Below are 19,937 nucleotides of genomic sequence, written 5' to 3' on the forward strand. Positions count from 1 at the left end.
TTTTCCAGTTTAACAAGGCAATGAAATTGAGTTATTTTTTGACAGATCGATCACACGATCTGCTGAAGCAATTGTTGATGGACGATGTGCAACAATGACACGTGTAATACTTAAATTAGATATTGATTGGTTTATATGATACTCATTTTGTAAATCAAGATGGCTGGTTGCTTCATCCATAAATAAAATACCTGGTTTACGGTATAGCGCTCGTGCGATCAAGAGTCGTTGTTTTTGTCCGCCAGAAATACCCGTACCCAGTTCACCAATAAGTGTTTCATAACCCATGGGCATTTGCATAATTTCAGCATGTATATTGCTGTTTTTTGCGCACTCCATAATGAAATCGATATCTGCATTATCATCAAAACCGCTAATATTTTCAGCAATAGAACCAGAGAACAACCGATCTTCCTGAAGTACGCAAGCAGTGCTTAAACGATAATTATTTATACCAATTTTAGTGATATCAAGATTATTCACCAAGACATCACCACTTGTAGGAGATAGCAAGCCGCTCATTACTTTTAATAGGGTTGTTTTTCCAATACCTGATGGGCCAATTAAAGCAACAGACTCACCCGGTTCAATGGTAATATTCAAGTTAGATATAATAGGCTGTGAAAACGGATCATATTGATAGGTAAGATCTTTCACCTGAAGTTTCACCCCAATATTTTCTTCAAAAATACGCCGAGAGGGCAATTCTTTTTCCGGCTCGCAGAAAGCAATTTCAGAAATCCTTTCATTATGTAAGGAGAGCATTCGTACCTTCATAAAAAGATCGATCAAGTTGGAAGCTCTCTGAGAAAATTGGCCTCGGTAAGCATTAAAAGCCATAAACATACCTAGTGTCATATGGTTATCGATAACCATTAAAGCCCCTAACCATAAAATTACCACCTGATCAATTGAGGATATAAGGGTATTGATTCCGCCAAAAAGCATATCAAAACGACTCTGTTTAATCGTTGCATTACAGGCATCGATATTTAAATTTAGCCAGTGCTTCGAACGACGCTCTTTTAAATTAAGAGCCTTAATTGTTGCAATGCCATATAACGACTCCATGAAATGTGAGCTAGAGCGTGCCCCTTTGATGACTTGTTCTTCTGATACGCGGCGATAAAAACGGTATGTGGCCAGGCGCATAATGCCATAACAAGCTGTAAAACCTACTACAACCCAGCACAGCCAGCCGCCATAAAGCGTTAGCATGATCAAAAGCCCGATAGTCATTATTGAGTCGATGATTCCTGTAACGATGCTATTGGTAAATGTCGATCTGATTGTTTCCAGGGATGAAAATCTTGATTGAATATCACCTAAATGGCGTTTTTCAAAAAAGGATAAGGGTAGTTTGAACAGATGATCAAACATACTGGTTTTCCATTGTATGCTTGTCAATGTATTCAGTGTCAAAGATGTCCAAGCTCTTAACATGCTGATGAAAGCACTAAAAAGTGTAAATGACACCAGCCCTATACAGATTACGGCAAGTAAACTTTCATCGTGTGCCATAATAACGTGATCTGTTACCAGTTGGGTACCAACAGGTAATAATAAACCAATGGCTTCAATAACTACCGAAAAAGCAAAAATCTTAAGCAGCGTACTTTTAAGTCCAACTATGTTGCTCATTAAATCTATCATGCGTAGACGAGATTTAACTGTTTCCTGTTGGAAATTTTGCTCCGGCCACAGTTCAAGCGCAATGCCTGTAAAATTATTAGACATCTCTTGAAGTCCAATCACTCGTTTACCAAGCGCAGGATCATGTACAATGAAACTGGATTTACGAACTTTAGTAAGAACAACGTAGTGATTCATTCCCCAGTGAATAACACAAGGCAACTTGAGCTGGCGCATTTCATCAAGATCCAGCGAAAGAGCTCGATTTTGTAGGCCGGCTCGTTCAGCAATCTTGCTTAATGATAAAAGTGTGACGCCCTGCGCAGGGGTTCCAAAGCGATCGCGAAAGTTCAGCAGATCAATATTGAGTCCATAATATCCGGAGATCATTGCCAGGCAAGCTATACCACATTCAGATGTTTCTGATTGTAAAATAACGGGTGTGCTCTTGCGTAATTTGAAATTGAGCTGCTTGGTAATGTTGTCAAATAATTCTCTAGTCATTGATCGGTTCACTTACGCTTTGCTTGATTTTGTGAAACGGGGCAAACATCCATAAATATAAAGGACGCTTTTCCAGGAATACAATAGCCTGAGCTTTTAGTCCATTTGAGAGCTCAAGCGTCTTTCCGTTATAATCAAAATTTTTATTCTTAATTCTAATAATTGCCTTATAAAGTGCGAGTTCCTGTTGGTTTGGATTACTCACTACGTTTGTATATTCGGACATCTCCTGCTTCGATGCTGGTACAGAAGAAATTGTTTCAACTATGCCAGGGAACTGGCCAAATTTATCAGAAGGAAATGCATCGTAGCGAATGTTAACAATATCGCCTTTTTTAACATATGGGATGCTATTGTTTGGTAACCATAGTATAAGAAAATATTCGATATTTCCTGTAGGCTTGATCTGGGTAAGACTACTGCCTTTGTCAACCATTTGCCCTACGGTTACAGCTATGGACTCTATTTTACCATCCGAGGTGGCTTTAATAACCACATTGCCGTTAGCGTTTGATTCAACACGCTGATTTTTATAATCGTTTATTTGATTTTTTTGGCTAGAAATCTGATTGTCAAAATCTGCACTCTTTACAACCAGATCGCTTTTAAGCTGAGTAAGTTGAGTCTCAAGCTGCATTTTCTGGCTAACAAGTGATTGGTACGTACTTTGTTGTTGAAAATAGAGAGAATGCTGATAGTTGTATTGATCTTTGGTTATCAAGCCTTGTTTAAGATACTTATCATAGCTTGCAAGATTAGCTTTCATCTTTTGTAGACCAGTGTCTGTATCGTTCAGCATTTGCTTTGTTTCTTTTAACGAAGCTTCATACTGGCGCACTTGAGAATGAAGGGCTTCTAAAGTTTCACCTTTATTTTTTAATATTTTTACAATAATATCTTCGGCATTGGTTATTTTTTCGTTAATAACCGCATTCATCTCATCGGTCACATTACCAAATACTGTAGAACGAGAGACATCTATTTCATACAGAGGCGTTCCTTTTCGGACAATATCACCTGTCTCAATATATTTCTTTACTATGAATCCTTGCTGTGGTGCATATACGTTTATAGAATGTGGCAGAGTAATCACTTCCCCGCGTACATCAATACGCTGAGTGTAGTTACAAGTAGTCAGAGTAATGATTAGTACGCTTAGAAAAAGAAAGGAAAGTGTGCAAACCAACCATGCAGGAATTCCTGCCAACATAAGAGCTTTGCCCTTCCAGTGGTTCTTCTTGTATTCAATCGCTTCCTTGCGATAAAGATTATTTGCCATCAGAAATCACTTTTAAAATTAACCAAGGGATTAAGAAGTCCCAACAAATAGATAAAACATGTGATTGAGCAAGATAGTTTTTTAGAAACCTGCTAATAATATTAAACATACAGAACTCAAAGGTTCTGTATGTTTTTATTAAAAACTAATTATAAAAATCAGTTTGGAGTCCAGCCACCAATGGTGCCTGCGAACCAGGCGTCGACACCTTTCTTGATGTATTCAACGCTGGTATCGGCGCCAACATAAGCACCCCAGACTGCGCCAGTTACAGCACCCTGGATAGCTCCCCAAATTGAGCCGATACCGATAGTGATAACACCGAAGCCCAGAATACCGCCACCTGAACCGTTACCGGTTACACCGCCCTGCAGACCACCAGCACCAGATGCGCCGAAACCTAACAATACAGCACCGATTGCTGCATCCAACAGTCCAAACAGAACATTCTGGCTACCATCAATAATCTGCTGGATACCTGCACCAGATACGTCATTCATTTCAACAATAGTTAATTGCTTCATTTTATTTCCTTGTTTAATAATCCATCATAATCGATTTGTATCAAATTTTATTTTGCTACTTTCGGTTTTGAAATAGCACCATGATGAACAGTTCAGTGATATTTCGAAGGCTATTTTAACCATAAAAATCCTTTTTCCAATAGTTTGAATAAGAATTATATTTGAATTTTACAGGTTCAAGTATTAGATGAGTTTAGTTCACATATGAATCTTATCATCAAAAGCGAGGAGTTGTTTTTATAACTTGGTCTTTATTTGTAATAATAAAACTCCCCTCCTTGAACCTTGGTTCAGGGGGGGAGGGAAAAGGTAAAATGATTTGAAAAGAGAAATAGATATATACTATTTTTCCTGAAGAACAATTTCGAAGTCTACTTTAACATCTCCAGTAACCCCTAGAGTTACTGGATTTGCTATCTTGTAATAATCGGCGGAAAAGGTCTGGCTTTGGTTCTTTGCCGTGGTAAAAGTATAACTCAAATCGTTGAATTTTATTGCACTAGAGCCTTTCTTAATAATGATACCTACGTTTGTTGCTCCATCTGTAAGTGAATTAAGTAAAACACCATCAGCTGAAGTTGAATTTAAAGAAACAGGGTTAAACCAATAAAGATAATTTTTGTTTATTTCTGTGGTTGGACAGGTTATGTCGACGGTAAAGTTTTTAGGTTTACCAGCAGCCTTGCCTGCAGAAAGTGAAGCAAGCTCTGATAAATCAATAGGTTGTAACCTCACGGTATTTCCGTCTCTGGGCGAAATTTCACATGTTGTTTCTTTAAATTTAATGTTCGTCAGGTCTATGTTAATTCTATACAAAGACGAATTATTATTAGCACCAGAACTCGTTTGGGCAGGAGTTCCTGCCATATAGTATACTGTAATATAATTGGTTAACTTTGTTTGGGTTATCGGCCCAGTTTTTACTAGCCATACCATGACTTGTTTTGATATATCTGACGAAGAAAAGTATCGGCTTGTTGCTGACTCTGTTTGATCAATCACCGCAGGAATATATCGCCCTTTAGGCTTTAATATATCAGATATTTGAAAACCAATACCTGGAATTCCTGTCTCGTAAACGACCTGCCCGTTAATTTTATTTACACTAGATTGATTTACGGTTGGGTTTGTTCTGACAACAAATATGTCTCCAGGGTCACAATTTGAAAATGTTTTTGGAACAATATTCCCACGGACTGCAGTGGATAAGATTGTCCCAACAGGTAACGTTGGATCGGCCAGGACAGCAGGTGTACCAAAACTCACCGTGATAGCACCGCTAGACGTACTGCTATAAGAGCAAGAGGCGTTAGCCTGAAAGCTTGAAAATAATATACCTATTAAAATAATAAATTTTTTCATCGCATGTACTTCCTCGTTAACGACAAACCGCTGTGGTTTGCGCGATACTTTCTGTTGCCGTAGCTAATGTATAAGTAGCTTTACATTGCTGATCGGTTTTTGCTCCCCATTGAGCATATACCTCACCTTTATCTTTTAGGCCTGACATATAAACCATACCGCCATCAGATACAATACTGGCCTGTGCTTTTTTATCAGTTGTTAAGGTTACGGTTGCACCATAAGGAACATTTTCACCGGACAATCTTTTGAGAATTAGAAACGCTCTACGACCGAAAGTACCTTCGAAATTAGCTCGTACGATAGCGCCGCGAGTAGGTACTACTTTTTGGGTTGTATTCGGAAGTTCCATATTATCGCTCAACGTTGTGTTATCTAACGTTACACTTGTACGATAGAAAGGTGTTGCATAAGGTATAATGGCATAACCTCGATAATCCGTTTCAATGCTGGTGTCGTTCTCCAGTCTAACATTATCCAACCCTGGAGCTTTAATTAATACGGCCGTGTCGGACATTTCCTGACCCAGAGTAATGCCATTTGCATGAACTAATGCACCTCCACTCAATCCATAGTTTAATATTTGACTATGTTTATTGTAGCTGTAACCACCCGTTACCTGGCCTAACGAGCCTTTGTATGTAGCATTGACGCTGCCAGTGGCGTCTTCTCGGTTGCTATAGCCCTGCTGAACATTCCAGTCCAGATTGTTATTTTCCAGCGCTGAACCATTAAGAGATACGTATTGGTCGGTGGATCCCGGATTGCTATTATTTATACTATAGCTAGCATAAGTATTCGGAAGCCATTCACTTAAAGGTACAGATATAGTGAACGAAAGAAGATGATCATCTTCCACATTTCGGCCAGAACCACCATTACTCCATGAATAGCGATTATAACTATATCCGAAATAATAGTTGAAACGACGTGCTCCGCCATTATAGCCGATGTTTAGTGAGTTATTGCGTCGGCCACTATCCCAATAGTCTTCAAATAAACCTGAGATTGTCAGACTTCCCAAGTTCGCGCCCAAACTTTGGCTCACCGTCAGGTTAGTCCTGTTTCGCACAGAACGTGCAGAAGAAGCATTATAATGATCATTATAAGTGTTGAACGTATCCGATAGGGTGTTAAACCCTTTCGTTGAGTAACGATAGCCTGCAACTGAAACATTCGTCCCGGTTTCGAGAATATTTTTACCGTAGCGAATACGCCAGGACTGTCCAGATGTTTTTTCGTTGTCTTGTTTTTTCGACCAGGCTTGAGTTACATCACTTGAAATGGCTCCAATCTCACCTAAGTTTTGGCCGACACCAAATGCAAGTGCTTGATAAGCCGATGCTGTTTGTAAACCACCATATAAGGTTGTATTATTTAATAACCCATAGCTAATTGTTGCTTGGGTAAATGGTTTTTCATCTGTATTGTTATCATATGGGCGATATTTACCACTGGTAATTTCGTATTCCATCTGGCCTTCACGAAGCATAAGTGGTAAAGAAGCAAAGGCGACGACAAAGTTTTGTTTGCTGCCGTCTGCTTCTTCAACGGTCACGTACAAGTCACCGTTACCGCCAGTAGAGTAGAGATCGGTGATTTCAAAGGCGCCTGGAGCAACAAATGTTTGATAAATTTGATAGCCATTTTGCTTAATGATGACACGAGCATTAGTTCTGGCAATACCGCGAACGACAGGAGCAAAGCCACGAAGGCTTTCAGGGATCATATCCGTGTCTGTCGCTAGCTGAATACCTGTAAAAGGAACACTATCAAATATACTTGAAAGTGAAGAGCTTTCCCCCATAACTAATGTACTTTTTAATGGAATGATACTTCTCTGAGCATAAAGATAAACGGAGTCCCAATTGCTTTTATCGCCGCCATTTTTATTCCATGCACTCAGGTTACGAATGCGCCAAGGGCCAACATTTAACCCGGACTGTAGATTAAAATTGTAATATTCTTGTTTTTCGTCAAAATCTTTTGAGCCGCTGAATTGATAATTTGCCAACAGCGCATTAATACCTTCATCAAACTCTTCAGGCGACACATATCCTTGAGCAATGCTTGATAACGCAGCTTGAGGGATAGATAGTAAAAGTTGCTGTGTATTAAAGTTGAGATCGGCTGTAAAGTTTGGTATGTCAGCTGTGTTCGCGCATCCTTTTGCATCATTTTTTAACGTTGGGAATGCGCTCAGTCGTAAACCATAGCTGGAGAGCTTTTCTATACTCAAGCAAGGTGACAACTCTCCATTTTGCTTTTCAACAAACAGGATACTAGTTGTTTCTTTAAGTTCATTATTCAAGACCACATCGACACGATATTCACCTGATGCTTGAGAATCCTTGGTTGCATAAACTGATAGATCTGGAATAGATGAAGAGTCCTGGCCAACCGATTTAATGAAATCAGGATCAAAAAAATCACGTGCCGTCGCGGTACCGCACAAACATAATGTCAGTGCAGGAATGAGAATAGCAACTGTGTAAGGAGCACCAGCAAGAATTCCAGCTCTTTTTTTTATAAATTTAGACATGTTATTACCCAAGCCAGTCAGTTAATCTCATTAGAATGATGAGGAGTAGGTAGACCCCGAGCCCCCGCTATCGGTTGCTATCATCCATGTTATTTCCGAGCCATTTATGCCTGCTGGTAAAGTGAATTCCACAGTAGAGTAGGCGGCTACGTGTGGGATTGAGCTGTTAATCTCTTTGTCATTTATTTTTACCGACCTAAAATAAAGAAAGAATGGTGTCGGATTTTTCAAGGTAATCTTGTTGTTTGTTTTTTGCCATTCTAATTTTTTAGCTTCAGTATCAGCTGATAATTCTTGAACACTTTTCGGTCGAAAGATCAGTCGCATTTTATGTCGAACAGCTAACTGAATCTTATTTTTAGCTTCATCACTATCGCTGGTCGGTGGTATCGACATGACATTAAAGAAGTAAACCGATTCACGATCTTTAGGTGCATTCGAAATATTTGCATTTGGAAAGATACGTAAGGTGTTTTTCTGTTTTCCTTCCAGGCGAAACAGTGGCGGGGTTACCATAAAATATGATGTGTCTTTTCCTTCTGGGGCTTCTACCCATGACTTGATTAAGTAGGGAGTGTCATCTTTGTTTTCAATGTGCGCGTTGATTTCGCGTGAGCCTTCTTTATAAAGATGACGAGTTGAGTCAACGACAATCCCGCTGTGGGCAAAGAAACTAGTTACTAATGAAAAAGCTATTACTGATTTTAATAATAATTCACGCATAATCCTTTCCTTGGATATAAATGGAGCCTGCCGGGCAGGCTCCATTTATTATTAGTAAGTGAGGGTAAAGGTAGCTACGCCTTTCACGTCACCGGTTGTTACGCCAGAACCTGTTCTGACGTATGCAGCTTTAAAACGCAGGTAAGACGGGGTACCTGCGGTATAAGCGACAGTTTGAGCAGCATTAACACCGCTTAAATCAACACGGCTCCAGTCGGTATTAACAACGGTTACAGCAGCGCTGTTGGCAGCGTTTGGTGCAAGGTTTTTCAGAACGTCGTTCATGCCGCTGACGTAATCGCCAGTAACGGTAACACTAATATTACCGGTGTAATCAGAAGCACCTTTCTGACAGTCTTCGACTTTATATTCAATATCTTTAGCCAGCTCTTTATAAGGAGAGTTCAGAGCAAAGTTTTCTAACTTGTCAGCTCGGATATCGTCCAGAGTTAAAGAGCCACCTGCGATCAGCGGAGCCGGGGTTACGTTACAGGATTCACCAGTTGCAGTAACTTTACCCAGAACTGTCAGGTTGGTGCTGTTCCCTGCCGCGAAAGCCTGAGCACTCAGCACTGCAGATGCAGCGACCATTACAGCTACGATTGTCTTTTTCATTTAATTAATCCATATATAGATACTTAGTCCTGTGTAGAATCGATAACAGTTATCATGGGAATGGAGTATGCATTCATATTGATATTGAAAATAAGCGCCAGCATTCCTTATATAGTGCTGAAACCTACCTTCCTGTTGAACGACGCTACAATATCACTTGCCATAGCGAACCATGGAGAAGCGGGGGTAATTTAAAAGTCTGGTGCAAAAAATGCTTGTGAATTCTTGATGAAGCACGCGTGAATTTAATAATGACCTTTTCTAATGAGATGTTGAGTTAGGTTGAGATAAATTTAATCCGAAAATGTGGCTTTTAAACAAGATAACTATCGCTTGTCATTTTTTATGCGGTATCCTCAAAGCTGAAGTTCAATGTGAACTGACCCCGCTTCTGTCTGAAGCGATAATGTTCACGCCATGGTTTGGCTGGGATTATTTATTTTTGTTATGGATAATAGGGTTGCGTGGGGCAAGGATATGGATGATATTGCATTATTTAATGGCTGTATAATTAATCAGGAGATTATATTTAATGCCAATATGAATGAGCTGCGACCGCTTGCCGGGGATGGGGAGAGCATCAGCCTCAATGCGCCTACCGCCAGATGCTTGCTGCTGCTATTGCAGAATTGCGGCAAAGTGATTTCTCGGGATGAATTTCTGGCGGCTGTATGGGAAACACGGGGAGTGGTAGTTTCGCAAAATACATTTTATCAAAATATCTCTTTGTTGAGAAAATCGCTGCTCAAAGCCGGACTATCTGAGGATATCATTATCACCGTCAGACAAAAAGGCTTTAGCGTCGCCCCGGATACTTTAGTTATCCCGCTCTCGGATGAAGAGTGCGAGAATATGAATCGGGAAAGATTAACGCATTTTCACAGTAGTAAAACTGCTGATGTCATTTTCAATGATACGGGGAAAATTGACCATAAATTAAGTCTTCCACTACCAGTGAATTTAGCAATCCAGGAGAATGATAGGCGGGAAAATAGCGTGAAGGTGGCAGAGAAAGTATCGGAACGATTACATATAACCTTTAAAGTTCCCACCTGGTTAATCGCGCTGATTGTCGTGATGATTGTTATCAATGTTATCGTACTGATCGTGTTACATCGATAATACGCCGCCGCTGGGGTTTATATCGAGAAGGTAACGGTAAAGTGGATTGCCGAGTATGTTAGTCCCAACCTGGCTGTGTATTCATATTAAGATGTCTGCCAGCACGACCTGGCAGACAAGGGAGGGGAGCTAACGCTGCTTCAGTCCTAAATCCAGCGGCGTCTTGCTGGGTTCGCCGCCGATCTCTCGCGCCAGCTTCGGCACCATATAGCCGGAGATGAGGGTCAACAGTTCACGCATGATTTCACGGGCTTCATCATCGCTGACCATAAAGTGTGCCGCCCCTTGTACCCGGTCCAGCACGTGCAGGTAGTAGGGCATTACCCCGGCATTGAACAGCGCATTGCTGAGATCGGCCAGGGTTTGCGCGTTATCGTTCACCCCGCGCAGCAGCACGCTCTGGTTAAGCAGCGTGACGCCCGCCTGACGCAGCATGGCCATCGCCGCGCGAAACTCGCCGTCAATTTCATTAGCGTGGTTGACGTGGTTAACCAGGATCGCCTGCAGCGACGAACGGTGGAAGCGGCTGACCAGCGTCTCGGTGATGCGCGCCGGGATCACGATTGGTAATCGGCTGTGAATACGCAGACGCTTAACGTGCGGAATGGCTTCCAGCTGGGTCATTAGCCAGTCAAGCTCATGGTCCTTCGCCATCAGCGGGTCGCCGCCGGAGAAGATGATTTCATCAAGCTGCGGATGCTCAGCGATATAGTTCATTGCCGTCTGCCAGTTGCGCCTGGTGCCCTGATTTTCGGCATAAGGAAAGTGGCGGCGGAAGCAGTAACGGCAATTGACCGCGCAACCGCCTTTCACCAACAGCAGGGCCCGGTTGCGATATTTGTGCAACAGGCCGGGCACGACGCTGTGCTGTTCTTCCAGCGGATCGGTGGAGTAGCCGGGGGCGACGATAAACTCCTCTTCGGCGGTAAGTACCTGACGAAGCAGCGGATCGTCAGGGTTGCCTTTCTCCATTCTGGCAATAAACGCGCGCGGGACGCGCAGCGGGAACAGGCGTCTGGCCTCACGTCCGGCGAGCAGTTTTTCATCAGCATCTACATTTAAAAGACGCAGCAGTTCATCAGGACTGGTCACAACATTGGCAAGTTGCGTTATCCAATCTTCTCTGGATGGGGTATTTAGGGTTACAATATGCGCCATTTTGTGGCTTAGCTACCAGTTAAACAATTTCAGAGGGCCTTATGGCGACTTACTATAGCAACGATTTTCGTGCTGGTCTTAAAATCATGTTAGATGGCGAACCTTATGCGGTAGAAGCCAGCGAATTCGTTAAACCAGGTAAAGGCCAGGCGTTTGCGCGCGTTAAGCTGCGCCGTCTGCTGACCGGCACCCGCGTTGAGAAAACCTTCAAATCTACTGATTCTGCAGAAGGCGCGGACGTTGTCGATATGAACCTGACTTACCTGTATAACGACGGTGAGTTCTGGCACTTCATGAACAACGAAACCTTCGAACAGCTGTCTGCTGACGCGAAAGCGATCGGTGACAATGCCAAATGGCTGCTGGATCAGGCTGAGTGCATCGTGACCCTGTGGAACGGCCAGCCGATCGCGGTCACCCCGCCGAACTTCGTTGAGCTGGAAATCGTTGAAACCGACCCAGGTCTGAAAGGCGACACCGCGGGTACCGGTGGTAAACCCGCGACCCTGTCTACTGGCGCTGTGGTTAAAGTGCCGCTGTTCGTCCAGATTGGCGAAGTAATCAAAGTGGATACTCGCTCTGGCGAATACGTATCCCGCGTGAAGTAATTTCACGTCATGATGACTGGCGCAGCCTCTGTGCTGCGCCGCTCTTTCTGTACTGGCACGACGAGCACGACACATGAAGCGCAGCGTAAAACTCCTGGCGTTACTGTTTCTGAGCAGCGCACTGCTGTCTGGCTGCAATACCGCCCGCGGTTTCGGTGAAGATATTCAGGGCCTGGGTCACGCCATCTCTCGCGCTGTAAGCTGACTTCCTTCCGTTTCGCCTGCCGCGATCGCCTTGCGATGCGTCTGCTTCCTCCACGAATACTCCTTTTCTCTTAAAAAACGCAAAGATCCCTTCATCTGTGGACGGTTTGTCTATGCTTATAGGGCATGAAAACAAAACTGACACTAAGGATGACATTATGGTGAAAAAAACGATTGCAGCGTTCTTTACGGTTTTGGTCCTCTCTTCAGCACTGACCGCTTGTAACACCACGCGCGGTGTAGGTCAGGATATTTCAGAGGGCGGCAGCGCAATCTCTGGCGCAGCAACCAAAGCTCAGCAATAACAGCCTTCGACGGTACGGTTTTGCGCCGTACCGTTCTTCACTTCCCCCATCCTGTTGGATATACTCACTACGACTTTTCATCCACCTTACGGGACGACCCGTAAGCGTTTCTCATCCGGGGACGGCCCCAGCAAAGGAGCCTTATGTCCTGGATAGTCTTATTTATCGCTGGCCTGCTGGAAGTGGTGTGGGCCGTCGGCCTGAAATATACCCATGGCTTTAGCCGCCTGGTTCCCAGCGTCATCACCATCGTCGCGATGGTCGTCAGCATGGCGCTGCTTTCATGGGCGATGAAAACCCTGCCGGTGGGTACCGCTTACGCCGTCTGGACGGGGATCGGCGCCGTGGGCGCCGCTGTGACCGGTATCGTACTGTTAGGTGAATCCGCCAGCGCTATGCGTATCGCCAGTCTTGTCTGCATCGTGGTCGGCATCATTGGCCTGAAGATCAGCGCGCACTAGTTGTAGCGCTGATTAACCCAGACCAGTTTGCTGATATCAAAACCTTGCCGGGTGGCAATATCCAGCATCTGCTGCCTGACTTCCGGGGCGATGGTGGGGGCTCGCGCCAGTAGCCAGAGATAGTCGCGGTCGGGGCCGCAGACCAGTGCGTACCGATACTCCTTATCCAGCGCAATGACGTTATAGCTGCCATAGAAGGGGCCGAAGAAGGAGATCTTCAGCGCGGCGCGGCTGGGTTCGCCGGTAAAATACGCCACCCCGTCCGTTTTCTGCCACATGTCGCGGTCGGGGTTATAGCCTTTATTGACCACGTCCAGACCGCCGTCATCGCGCGGCTGCCAGGCGATCGTGACCTTTTCAAGCCCGCTTTCAAAAGGATGGTCGAAGCGAGCTATTTCGTACCAGGTACCCAGATAGCGCTGAACGTCGAAGGGGGTGACCACGGTGACGCCCGGCGGCGGGGCAGGGGTGCTGCAGGCGACAGACAGGAACGAGACGGCGACCGCGGTGATTATCGGCAGGATACGCATGGTATGCTCCTTGCTGGCTTTTAAGCTAAGTGTAGAGTCCGGCAGGGCAAAGGCGGCAAGATTTTTCTATGAAGCGAGCCCGGTAGCAGAATTGCTGCCGGGCTCTTGCAGGATCAGATAAACAGTACGCCAACGAGAGTAATGACGCTGAGGATCGCCGCCAGACCGTAGAAGACCCATTTGCCGTTTGGCACATGGATTTTCAGGTCGTGCATGGCGTGGTGAATACGATGCAGCCCACACCACAGCGGCAGGACAATCATCAGAAAGATGAACGCGCGGCCGATAAAGCTCTGGGCAAAGGCCAGCACGCGCTCATAGCTGAAGGCGTCGGCCGGGGCGAGCCCCAGCGGCAGCAAAATGCCCACCAGCAGCACCATCACCGGCGCGACAATCGCGCCCCACATGCCGCCAGCGCCAAACAGCCCCCAGAAAACGGGTTCATCGGAACGTTTCGGATTGGGATTAATCATCTCAGCCTCCTTACCAGAACAGGGCGACAAACAGGATCACCACGGTGACCACCGCCGTCACCACCCAGAGACCTTTAATCACCGGCTCTGGCCCCATTTTTTCGCCTTTGATGATGACGTTGGCGGCTTTCGGCGCCAGCTCGAACCAGGTTTTGGTGTGCAGCAGCGCCGCCGCCAGAGTGATCAGATTGAGGATCACCACCACTGGATTTTGCAGGAATCCGATATATCCCGCCCAGCTTTCGGCGCCGTGCTTGAGGGCAAACAGCCCGTAAATCAGCACAATGCTAAACCAGACCGTCGGTACCGCCGTGCCTTCCCGCACCATGTAGAAGCGATAAAACGGCAGCTTTTTCCACCAGGTGGAGGTCATCGGCCGCACGTAGGGTTTGCGTTTCGTCGTCATAATGCACTCCTTAGCGTGGTTTCAGGGTGGCGATAAGAAAGTCTTTCGAACTTTCCACCTTGCCCTGCTGGATCGCGGCCGCCGGGTCGACGTGCTTCGGACACACTTCCGAGCAGTAGCCCACGAAAGTACAGGTCCAGACGCCGTTCTGGCCGTTAAGCTGCGCCATGCGTTCCTTTTTGCCGTGGTCGCGGCTGTCTTCGTTATAGCGGTGGGCGAGGGTGATCGCCGCCGGGCCGATAAACTCCGGATTCAGGCCGAACTGCGGACAGGCGGCATAGCACAGTCCGCAGTTGATACAGCCGGAGAACTGATGGTATTTGGCCATCTGGGCCGGCGTCTGCTTGTTTGGTCCCTGGTCCGGGGTGCGGTTATTGCCGATGATATAGGGCTTAATGGCCTCCAGACTTTCGATAAAGTGGGTCATATCCACCACCAGATCGCGCTCGATCGGGAAGTTGGCCAGCGCTTCAACCTTGATGCCTTTGGTGTAATCCCGCAGGAAGGTTTTACAGGCCAGCTTCGGTACCTTATTGACCATCATGCCGCAGGAGCCGCAGATCGCCATCCGGCAGGACCAGCGGTAGCTCAGGTCGGGCGCCAGGTTGTCTTTAATGTAGCCCAGCGCGTCCAGCAGCGAGGTCTGCTCATCGTAAGGCACGTCATAGAACGCGCTGTGCGGTGCCGTGTCGACCTCCGGGTTGTAACGCACCACTTCGACTTTCAGGTTTTTCATCTCAGCCATGGGTGGTCTCCTTCTTCTCAGCCGCTTCCGCTTCAGCGCCATAGACACGTTTCGCCGGCGGCAGCGTGGTGATCTTCACATCGCCATATTCCAGGCGGGTGGTGCCATCAGCCTCGCGGAAGGCGAGCGTATGTTTGAGGAAGTTGACGTCGTCGCGTTCGGTACAGCCTTCATCCAGACGCTGGTGCGCACCGCGCGATTCTTTACGGGCGATGGCCGAGTGCGCCATACATTCGGCAACGTTTAAACCGTGTCCCAGCTCAATGGTGTAAAGCAGATCGGTGTTGAATACGCTGGAGTTGTCGGTAATGCGCACGCGCTTAAAGCGCTCCTGCAGCTCAGCCAGCTTGTCGATAGTTTTCTGCATCAGCTCTGGCGTCCGGTAGATGCCGCAGCCTTCCTCCATCGAGAGCCCCATTTCGTCGCGGATTTTCGCCCAGTTTTCGTTACCCTCCTGGTTGACGAGATCTTTCAGACGACGCTCCACATCGGCAGCCTGCGCATCAAGGGCGGAGCCGTTCGTCTCGCCCGCTTGCGCGGCGCGCTGCATGGCCTGTTCCCCGGCCAGGCGGCCGAAGACCACCAGCTCGGCCAGCGAGTTGGAGCCCAGGCGGTTGGCGCCGTGCAGACCAACGGACGAGCATTCGCCCACGGCAAACAGCCCTTTGATGCGGGTTTCGCACTGTTGATCGGTTTCGATGCCGCCCATGGTGTAGTGCGCGGTCGGGCGTACCGGAATCGGTTCTTTCACCGGGTCGACGCCGACGTAGGCTTTCGCCAGCTCACAGATAAACGGCAGGCGCTCCAGCAGCTTTTTCTCGCCGAGGTGGCGCAGATCGAGGTAGACCACGTCGCCGCGCGGCGTGGGAATGGTGTTCCCTTTCCGCCATTCGTGCCAGAAGGCCTGGGACACTTTGTCGCGCGGGCCCAGCTCCATATATTTGTTCTTCGGTTCGCCGAGCGGGGTTTCCGGGCCCATGCCGTAATCCTGCAGATAGCGATAGCCGTTTTTGTTGACCAGAATCCCGCCTTCACCGCGGCAGCCTTCGGTCATCAGGATCCCGGAGCCCGGCAGGCCGGTCGGGTGATACTGCACGAACTCCATATCGCGCAGCGGCACGCCGTGGCCCAGCGCCATACCCATCCCGTCACCGGTAACGATGCCGCCGTTGGTGTTGTAGCGATAGACGCGTCCGGCGCCGCCGGTGGCCAGCACCACCGCGTTGGCGCGGATCTGCACCAGCGTGCCTTCCATCATATTCATCGCCACCAGGCCGCGGGCCTGGCCGTCATCGACCAGCAGATCAAGGACGAAATGTTCATCAAAGCGTTGAATTTGGGGAAACTGAAGGGAGGTCTGGAAGAGGGTATGCAGCATGTGGAAGCCGGTTTTATCGGCGGCAAACCAGGTACGTTCGATCTTCATGCCACCGAAGCGCCGGACGTTAACGCTGCCGTCAGGGCGGCGGCTCCACGGGCATCCCCACTGTTCCAGCTGGGTCATTTCCGTCGGGCAGTGGTGAACGAAATAGTCGACGACATCCTGCTCGCACAGCCAGTCGCCTCCGGCGACGGTGTCGTGAAAATGGTACTCAAAGCTATCGTGATCCTGGGCAACGGCTGCGGACCCCCCTTCTGCAGCGACCGTATGGCTGCGCATCGGATAGACTTTAGAAATCAGGGCGATTTTGGCATTGGGGTTGGCCTGGGCGGCGGCGATAGCGGCGCGAAGGCCTGCCCCGCCGGCGCCAATTACGGCGAGATCGGCTTGAAAAGTGTGCACGACATTCCTCCAGTTTTAGTGTATTTCGCCGCCGGGCTGGCGAAAAAGTATCACTGCTCCTTTATAGGTACAGGAGTATAGCCGTAGGGTCAGTATGGAAAATTGACGTGTTCGATTTTTTTATCGATATGTGCGGTTATTTATCAGTGATATTTATGCATTTAGGTTAACGATAGATTAATGGCATGTAATCTGCCGGGGATTGCACAAAATTTGTTTCACTCGCCGGTTGCGAGTAGACTTCGTGCCCTTGTTTGCAATCGGAGAAAGTACCATGAGCGAGACGGCAACCTGGCAGCCGAGCGCACCCATTCCCAATCTGTTGAAACGCGCGGCGGTGATGGCGGAAATCCGCCGTTTCTTTACCGATCGCGGCGTGCTGGAGGTGGAGACGCCTTGCATGAGTCAGGCGACGGTAACGGATATCCATTTGTTCCCGTTTGAAACCCGTTTCGTCGGCCCGGGCCACTCACAGGGACTCAATCTGTACCTGATGACCAGTCCGGAATACCATATGAAGCGCCTGCTGGCGGCGGGCTGCGGCCCGGTTTTCCAGCTGTGCCGCAGCTTCCGTAATGAAGAGATGGGGCGGCATCACAATCCGGAATTCACCATGCTGGAGTGGTATCGTCCGTGCTATGACATGTATCGTCTGATCAACGAGGTGGACGATCTGCTGCAGCAGGTGCTGGAGTGCCAGCCGGCGGAAAGCCTCTCCTATCAGCAGGCGTTCCAGCGTCATCTGGATATTGACCCGCTCTCTGCCGATAAAGCGCAGCTGCGCGAAGTCGCGGCGAAGCTGGATCTGAGCAATATCGCCGATACTGAAGAAGATCGCGACACGCTGCTGCAACTGCTGTTCACCATGGGCGTGGAGCCGCACATCGGCAAAGATCGGCCGACGTTCATTTATCATTTCCCGGCGACTCAGGCCTCTTTAGCGCAGATCAGCCCGGAAGATCATCGGGTCGCTGAGCGCTTCGAGGTCTATTACAAAGGAATTGAGCTGGCGAATGGTTTCCACGAGCTGACCGACGCCCATGAGCAGCGCCTGCGCTTTGAGCAGGACAATCGCAAGCGGGCCGCGCGCGGCCTCCCGCAGCAGCCCATCGATAACAACCTGCTGGCGGCGCTGGAGGCAGGTCTGCCGGACTGCTCCGGCGTGGCATTGGGCGTTGATCGCGTGGTGATGCTGGCGCTGGGCGCTGAAAGCATCGGCGAAGTGATCGCCTTTACGGTCGACCGCGCCTGATGGCGCTGTCACCTCCCGCCGCCTGCGGGCGAGGGAGGTGACAGGCCTCTCCTGACCTATACCTCGCACGGTATCCCGGCATTCGCCCGAATACCCACAATCTCTCTCCGTGATTTTGCTACTATCCGCGCTCTTTTTATGAGACCAGGCGTTGCCCGTCGGGCGATGCTCACGTTTGGATAGGTTTATGCATCAACAACTCAAGAAGATGAGCCTGATTGGGCTGATTCTGATGATCTTCACCTCGGTGTTTGGCTTTGCCAACAGCCCGTCGGCGTTTTATCTGATGGGCTACAGCGCTATGCCGTTTTATCTTTTTTCCGCACTCTTTTTCTTCATTCCGTTTGCGCTGATGATGGCGGAGATGGGCTCAGCCTTTCGTCGGGAAGAGGGCGGCATTTACTCCTGGATGAACCACAGCGTCGGGCCGCGCTTTGCGTTTATCGGCACCTTTATGTGGTTTGCGTCGTACATCGTCTGGATGGTGAGTACCGCGGCTAAGATCTGGGTGCCGCTATCTACCTTTTTGTTTGGCGCCGACAAAACCCAAAGCTGGGCGCTGGGTAGCCTGACCCCGACGCAGACGGTGGGCATTCTGGCGGCCTGCTGGATGGTCGTCGTGACCTTTATTGCCGTCAAAGGGATCAATAAAATCGCCAGGATCACCGCCGTCGGCGGTATCGCGGTGATGGGGCTTAATCTGGTGCTGCTGCTGGCGAGCGGGGCGATCCTGCTGCTCAACGGCGGCCATTTCGCCCAACCGTTAAACTTCGCCCTTTCGCCTAATCCGGGCTATCAGTCGGGTATGGCAATGCTGTCATTTGTGGTATTTGCCATCTTCGCCTATGGCGGAATTGAGGCAGTCGGCGGCTTAGTGGATAAAACCGATAAACCGGAAAAGAACTTTGCCAAAGGGATTATTATCGCGGCGATCGTGATCTCGGTTGGTTATTCGCTGGCGATTGTGCTGTGGGGCGTGAGCGCTAACTGGCAGCAGGTGCTCGGTGCGCGTTCAACCAACCTCGGCAACATCACCTATGTGCTGATGACCAGCCTCGGGAACACGCTCGGCCAGGCTCTGCACATGACGCCAGAGGCGGCAGCCCTGACCGGGATCTGGTTCGCCCGTATTACCGGGCTGTCGATGTTTCTCGCCTATACCGGCGCGTTTTTCACTCTCAGCTATTCGCCGCTGAAAGCGATTATCCAGGGCACGCCAAAAGCGCTCTGGCCATCGGTGATGACCCGTCTCAACGTTAATGGTATGCCCGCCGCGGCGATGTGGCTGCAGTGTTTGCTGGTCGGGGTGTTTATTGTCATGGTGTCGTTCGGTGGGGACAGCGCTTCCGCGTTTTATAACAAGCTGACGCTGATGGCCAATGTCTCCATGACTTTGCCTTACCTGTTCCTGACCATCGCCTTCCCGTTCTTCAAGTCAAAAGCGCATCTCGATCGGCCGTTCGTGATTTTCAAAAACCGCCAGTCGACGCTGCTGGCGACCGGCGTGGTGCTACTGGTGGTGACTTTCGCCAATATCTTCACCATTATTCAGCCGGTCATCGACAGCGGGGACTGGAACAGCACGCTGTGGATGGTCGGCGGGCCGATCTTCTTCTCGCTGCTGGCGTTGGCCATTTACGAAAGCTACCGTCGGCGCCTGGCGTCCGGTGTGCTGGTAATGGAGAGCTAGAAAGCCTGCCCGGCGGCGG

The 19,937-nt window shown here is 48.4% G+C and carries 20 protein-coding genes; 7 read left to right on the top strand and 13 right to left on the bottom strand.

The features are described 5' to 3' along the window. Window positions 1-9: 9 nt before the first annotated feature. The 7 genes from ACLH1U_RS19025 to ACLH1U_RS19055 form a co-directional block, all read right to left on the bottom strand. Complete coding sequence (locus ACLH1U_RS19025; RefSeq protein WP_032454615.1) at window positions 10-2,136, bottom strand: peptidase domain-containing ABC transporter; 2,127 nt, start codon at window positions 2,134-2,136, stop codon at window positions 10-12. Next, complete coding sequence (locus ACLH1U_RS19030) at window positions 2,129-3,415, bottom strand: HlyD family secretion protein (protein WP_032454616.1); 1,287 nt, start codon at window positions 3,413-3,415, stop codon at window positions 2,129-2,131. The genes ACLH1U_RS19025 and ACLH1U_RS19030 overlap by 8 nt, the downstream gene beginning before the upstream one ends. 158 nt (window positions 3,416-3,573) lie before the next feature. Next, complete coding sequence (locus ACLH1U_RS19035; protein WP_032454617.1) at window positions 3,574-3,939, bottom strand: hypothetical protein; 366 nt, start codon at window positions 3,937-3,939, stop codon at window positions 3,574-3,576. Between the two features lie 342 nt (window positions 3,940-4,281). Beyond that, entirely contained in the window at window positions 4,282-5,301 is a 1,020-nt protein-coding gene (locus ACLH1U_RS19040; protein WP_411299398.1) for a fimbrial protein, read from the bottom strand. A gap of 16 nt (window positions 5,302-5,317) precedes the next feature. Then, a complete protein-coding gene (locus ACLH1U_RS19045; protein ID WP_065805602.1) occupies window positions 5,318-7,843 on the bottom strand; it encodes a fimbria/pilus outer membrane usher protein in 2,526 nt (841 codons plus the stop codon). A gap of 30 nt (window positions 7,844-7,873) precedes the next feature. Next, complete coding sequence (locus tag ACLH1U_RS19050) at window positions 7,874-8,566, bottom strand: molecular chaperone (protein ID WP_032454618.1); 693 nt, start codon at window positions 8,564-8,566, stop codon at window positions 7,874-7,876. Between the two features lie 51 nt (window positions 8,567-8,617). Beyond that, entirely contained in the window at window positions 8,618-9,181 is a 564-nt protein-coding gene (locus ACLH1U_RS19055; RefSeq protein ID WP_032454619.1) for a fimbrial protein, read from the bottom strand. Window positions 9,182-9,658: 477 nt separating this feature from the next. Here ACLH1U_RS19055 and ACLH1U_RS19060 point away from each other — a divergent pair, with 477 nt between their 5' ends. Beyond that, window positions 9,659-10,303: a transcriptional regulator gene (locus ACLH1U_RS19060; RefSeq protein ID WP_032429255.1), complete on the top strand. Its 645-nt coding sequence runs from the start codon at window positions 9,659-9,661 to the stop codon at window positions 10,301-10,303. A gap of 129 nt (window positions 10,304-10,432) precedes the next feature. On the opposite strand, the gene epmB is transcribed toward ACLH1U_RS19060, so the two are convergent. Continuing rightward, entirely contained in the window at window positions 10,433-11,461 is a 1,029-nt protein-coding gene (gene epmB, locus ACLH1U_RS19065) for an EF-P beta-lysylation protein EpmB (protein WP_411299399.1), read from the bottom strand. A gap of 41 nt (window positions 11,462-11,502) precedes the next feature. Between epmB and efp the strand changes: the two genes are divergently transcribed. The 4 genes from efp (at window position 11,503) to sugE (ending at window position 13,039) form a co-directional block, all read left to right on the top strand. Next, the gene (gene efp, locus ACLH1U_RS19070) at window positions 11,503-12,069 is read left to right on the top strand and encodes an elongation factor P (RefSeq protein ID WP_004206421.1); all 567 of its coding nucleotides are present in this window, start codon (window positions 11,503-11,505) and stop codon (window positions 12,067-12,069) included. Window positions 12,070-12,142: 73 nt separating this feature from the next. Then, complete coding sequence (locus ACLH1U_RS19075; protein WP_004206422.1) at window positions 12,143-12,274, top strand: entericidin A/B family lipoprotein; 132 nt, start codon at window positions 12,143-12,145, stop codon at window positions 12,272-12,274. 157 nt (window positions 12,275-12,431) lie between these two features. Then, entirely contained in the window at window positions 12,432-12,578 is a 147-nt protein-coding gene (gene ecnB, locus ACLH1U_RS19080; protein WP_004206423.1) for a lipoprotein toxin entericidin B, read from the top strand. A 143-nt stretch (window positions 12,579-12,721) separates the two neighbouring features. Next, a complete protein-coding gene (gene sugE, locus ACLH1U_RS19085; protein ID WP_004206425.1) occupies window positions 12,722-13,039 on the top strand; it encodes a quaternary ammonium compound efflux SMR transporter SugE in 318 nt (105 codons plus the stop codon). On the opposite strand, the gene ACLH1U_RS19090 is transcribed toward sugE, so the two are convergent. From ACLH1U_RS19090 to frdA, 5 genes are all read right to left on the bottom strand, one after another. Then, the gene (locus tag ACLH1U_RS19090) at window positions 13,036-13,569 is read right to left on the bottom strand and encodes a lipocalin family protein (protein WP_032454621.1); all 534 of its coding nucleotides are present in this window, start codon (window positions 13,567-13,569) and stop codon (window positions 13,036-13,038) included. The two genes, sugE and ACLH1U_RS19090, sit on opposite strands and share 4 nt — an antisense overlap. A gap of 113 nt (window positions 13,570-13,682) precedes the next feature. After that, window positions 13,683-14,042 carry a fumarate reductase subunit FrdD gene (frdD, locus tag ACLH1U_RS19095; RefSeq protein ID WP_002885526.1) on the bottom strand — a complete coding sequence of 120 codons (360 nt, stop codon included), beginning with the start codon at window positions 14,040-14,042 and terminating at the stop codon, window positions 13,683-13,685. 10 nt (window positions 14,043-14,052) lie between these two features. Further along, a complete protein-coding gene (gene frdC, locus ACLH1U_RS19100; protein ID WP_002885530.1) occupies window positions 14,053-14,448 on the bottom strand; it encodes a fumarate reductase subunit FrdC in 396 nt (131 codons plus the stop codon). Between the two features lie 10 nt (window positions 14,449-14,458). After that, the gene (gene frdB, locus ACLH1U_RS19105) at window positions 14,459-15,193 is read right to left on the bottom strand and encodes a fumarate reductase iron-sulfur protein (RefSeq protein ID WP_004177729.1); all 735 of its coding nucleotides are present in this window, start codon (window positions 15,191-15,193) and stop codon (window positions 14,459-14,461) included. After that, a complete protein-coding gene (gene frdA / locus ACLH1U_RS19110; protein ID WP_032454622.1) occupies window positions 15,186-16,976 on the bottom strand; it encodes a fumarate reductase (quinol) flavoprotein subunit in 1,791 nt (596 codons plus the stop codon). Before frdA ends, frdB begins: the two co-directional genes overlap by 8 nt. Window positions 16,977-17,250: 274 nt before the next feature. Between frdA and epmA the strand changes: the two genes are divergently transcribed. Beyond that, window positions 17,251-18,228: an elongation factor P--(R)-beta-lysine ligase gene (gene epmA, locus ACLH1U_RS19115; protein ID WP_004206428.1), complete on the top strand. Its 978-nt coding sequence runs from the start codon at window positions 17,251-17,253 to the stop codon at window positions 18,226-18,228. 187 nt (window positions 18,229-18,415) lie between these two features. Further along, complete coding sequence (yjeM, locus tag ACLH1U_RS19120; RefSeq protein WP_032454623.1) at window positions 18,416-19,918, top strand: glutamate/gamma-aminobutyrate family transporter YjeM; 1,503 nt, start codon at window positions 18,416-18,418, stop codon at window positions 19,916-19,918. Window positions 19,919-19,937 lie beyond the last annotated feature (19 nt).

This window comes from Klebsiella sp. 1SOBk5mer, assembly GCF_046603115.1.
GTDB lineage: Bacteria > Pseudomonadota > Gammaproteobacteria > Enterobacterales > Enterobacteriaceae > Klebsiella > Klebsiella quasipneumoniae.

Excerpts from the sequence above, each read along its gene's own strand:
- ACLH1U_RS19025 (WP_032454615.1), bottom strand. The coding sequence starts at position 2,136 with ATGACTAGAGAATTATTTGACAACATTACCAAGCAGCTCAATTTCAAA.
- ACLH1U_RS19030 (WP_032454616.1), bottom strand. The coding sequence starts at position 3,415 with ATGGCAAATAATCTTTATCGCAAGGAAGCGATTGAATACAAGAAGAAC.
- ACLH1U_RS19035 (WP_032454617.1), bottom strand. The coding sequence starts at position 3,939 with ATGAAGCAATTAACTATTGTTGAAATGAATGACGTATCTGGTGCAGGT.
- ACLH1U_RS19040 (WP_411299398.1), bottom strand. The coding sequence starts at position 5,301 with ATGAAAAAATTTATTATTTTAATAGGTATATTATTTTCAAGCTTTCAG.
- ACLH1U_RS19045 (WP_065805602.1), bottom strand. The coding sequence starts at position 7,843 with ATGTCTAAATTTATAAAAAAAAGAGCTGGAATTCTTGCTGGTGCTCCT.
- ACLH1U_RS19050 (WP_032454618.1), bottom strand. The coding sequence starts at position 8,566 with ATGCGTGAATTATTATTAAAATCAGTAATAGCTTTTTCATTAGTAACT.
- ACLH1U_RS19055 (WP_032454619.1), bottom strand. The coding sequence starts at position 9,181 with ATGAAAAAGACAATCGTAGCTGTAATGGTCGCTGCATCTGCAGTGCTG.
- ACLH1U_RS19060 (WP_032429255.1), top strand. The coding sequence starts at position 9,659 with ATGGATGATATTGCATTATTTAATGGCTGTATAATTAATCAGGAGATT.
- epmB (WP_411299399.1), bottom strand. The coding sequence starts at position 11,461 with ATGGCGCATATTGTAACCCTAAATACCCCATCCAGAGAAGATTGGATA.
- efp (WP_004206421.1), top strand. The coding sequence starts at position 11,503 with ATGGCGACTTACTATAGCAACGATTTTCGTGCTGGTCTTAAAATCATG.
- ACLH1U_RS19075 (WP_004206422.1), top strand. The coding sequence starts at position 12,143 with ATGAAGCGCAGCGTAAAACTCCTGGCGTTACTGTTTCTGAGCAGCGCA.
- ecnB (WP_004206423.1), top strand. The coding sequence starts at position 12,432 with ATGGTGAAAAAAACGATTGCAGCGTTCTTTACGGTTTTGGTCCTCTCT.
- sugE (WP_004206425.1), top strand. The coding sequence starts at position 12,722 with ATGTCCTGGATAGTCTTATTTATCGCTGGCCTGCTGGAAGTGGTGTGG.
- ACLH1U_RS19090 (WP_032454621.1), bottom strand. The coding sequence starts at position 13,569 with ATGCGTATCCTGCCGATAATCACCGCGGTCGCCGTCTCGTTCCTGTCT.
- frdD (WP_002885526.1), bottom strand. The coding sequence starts at position 14,042 with ATGATTAATCCCAATCCGAAACGTTCCGATGAACCCGTTTTCTGGGGG.
- frdC (WP_002885530.1), bottom strand. The coding sequence starts at position 14,448 with ATGACGACGAAACGCAAACCCTACGTGCGGCCGATGACCTCCACCTGG.
- frdB (WP_004177729.1), bottom strand. The coding sequence starts at position 15,193 with ATGGCTGAGATGAAAAACCTGAAAGTCGAAGTGGTGCGTTACAACCCG.
- epmA (WP_004206428.1), top strand. The coding sequence starts at position 17,251 with ATGAGCGAGACGGCAACCTGGCAGCCGAGCGCACCCATTCCCAATCTG.
- yjeM (WP_032454623.1), top strand. The coding sequence starts at position 18,416 with ATGCATCAACAACTCAAGAAGATGAGCCTGATTGGGCTGATTCTGATG.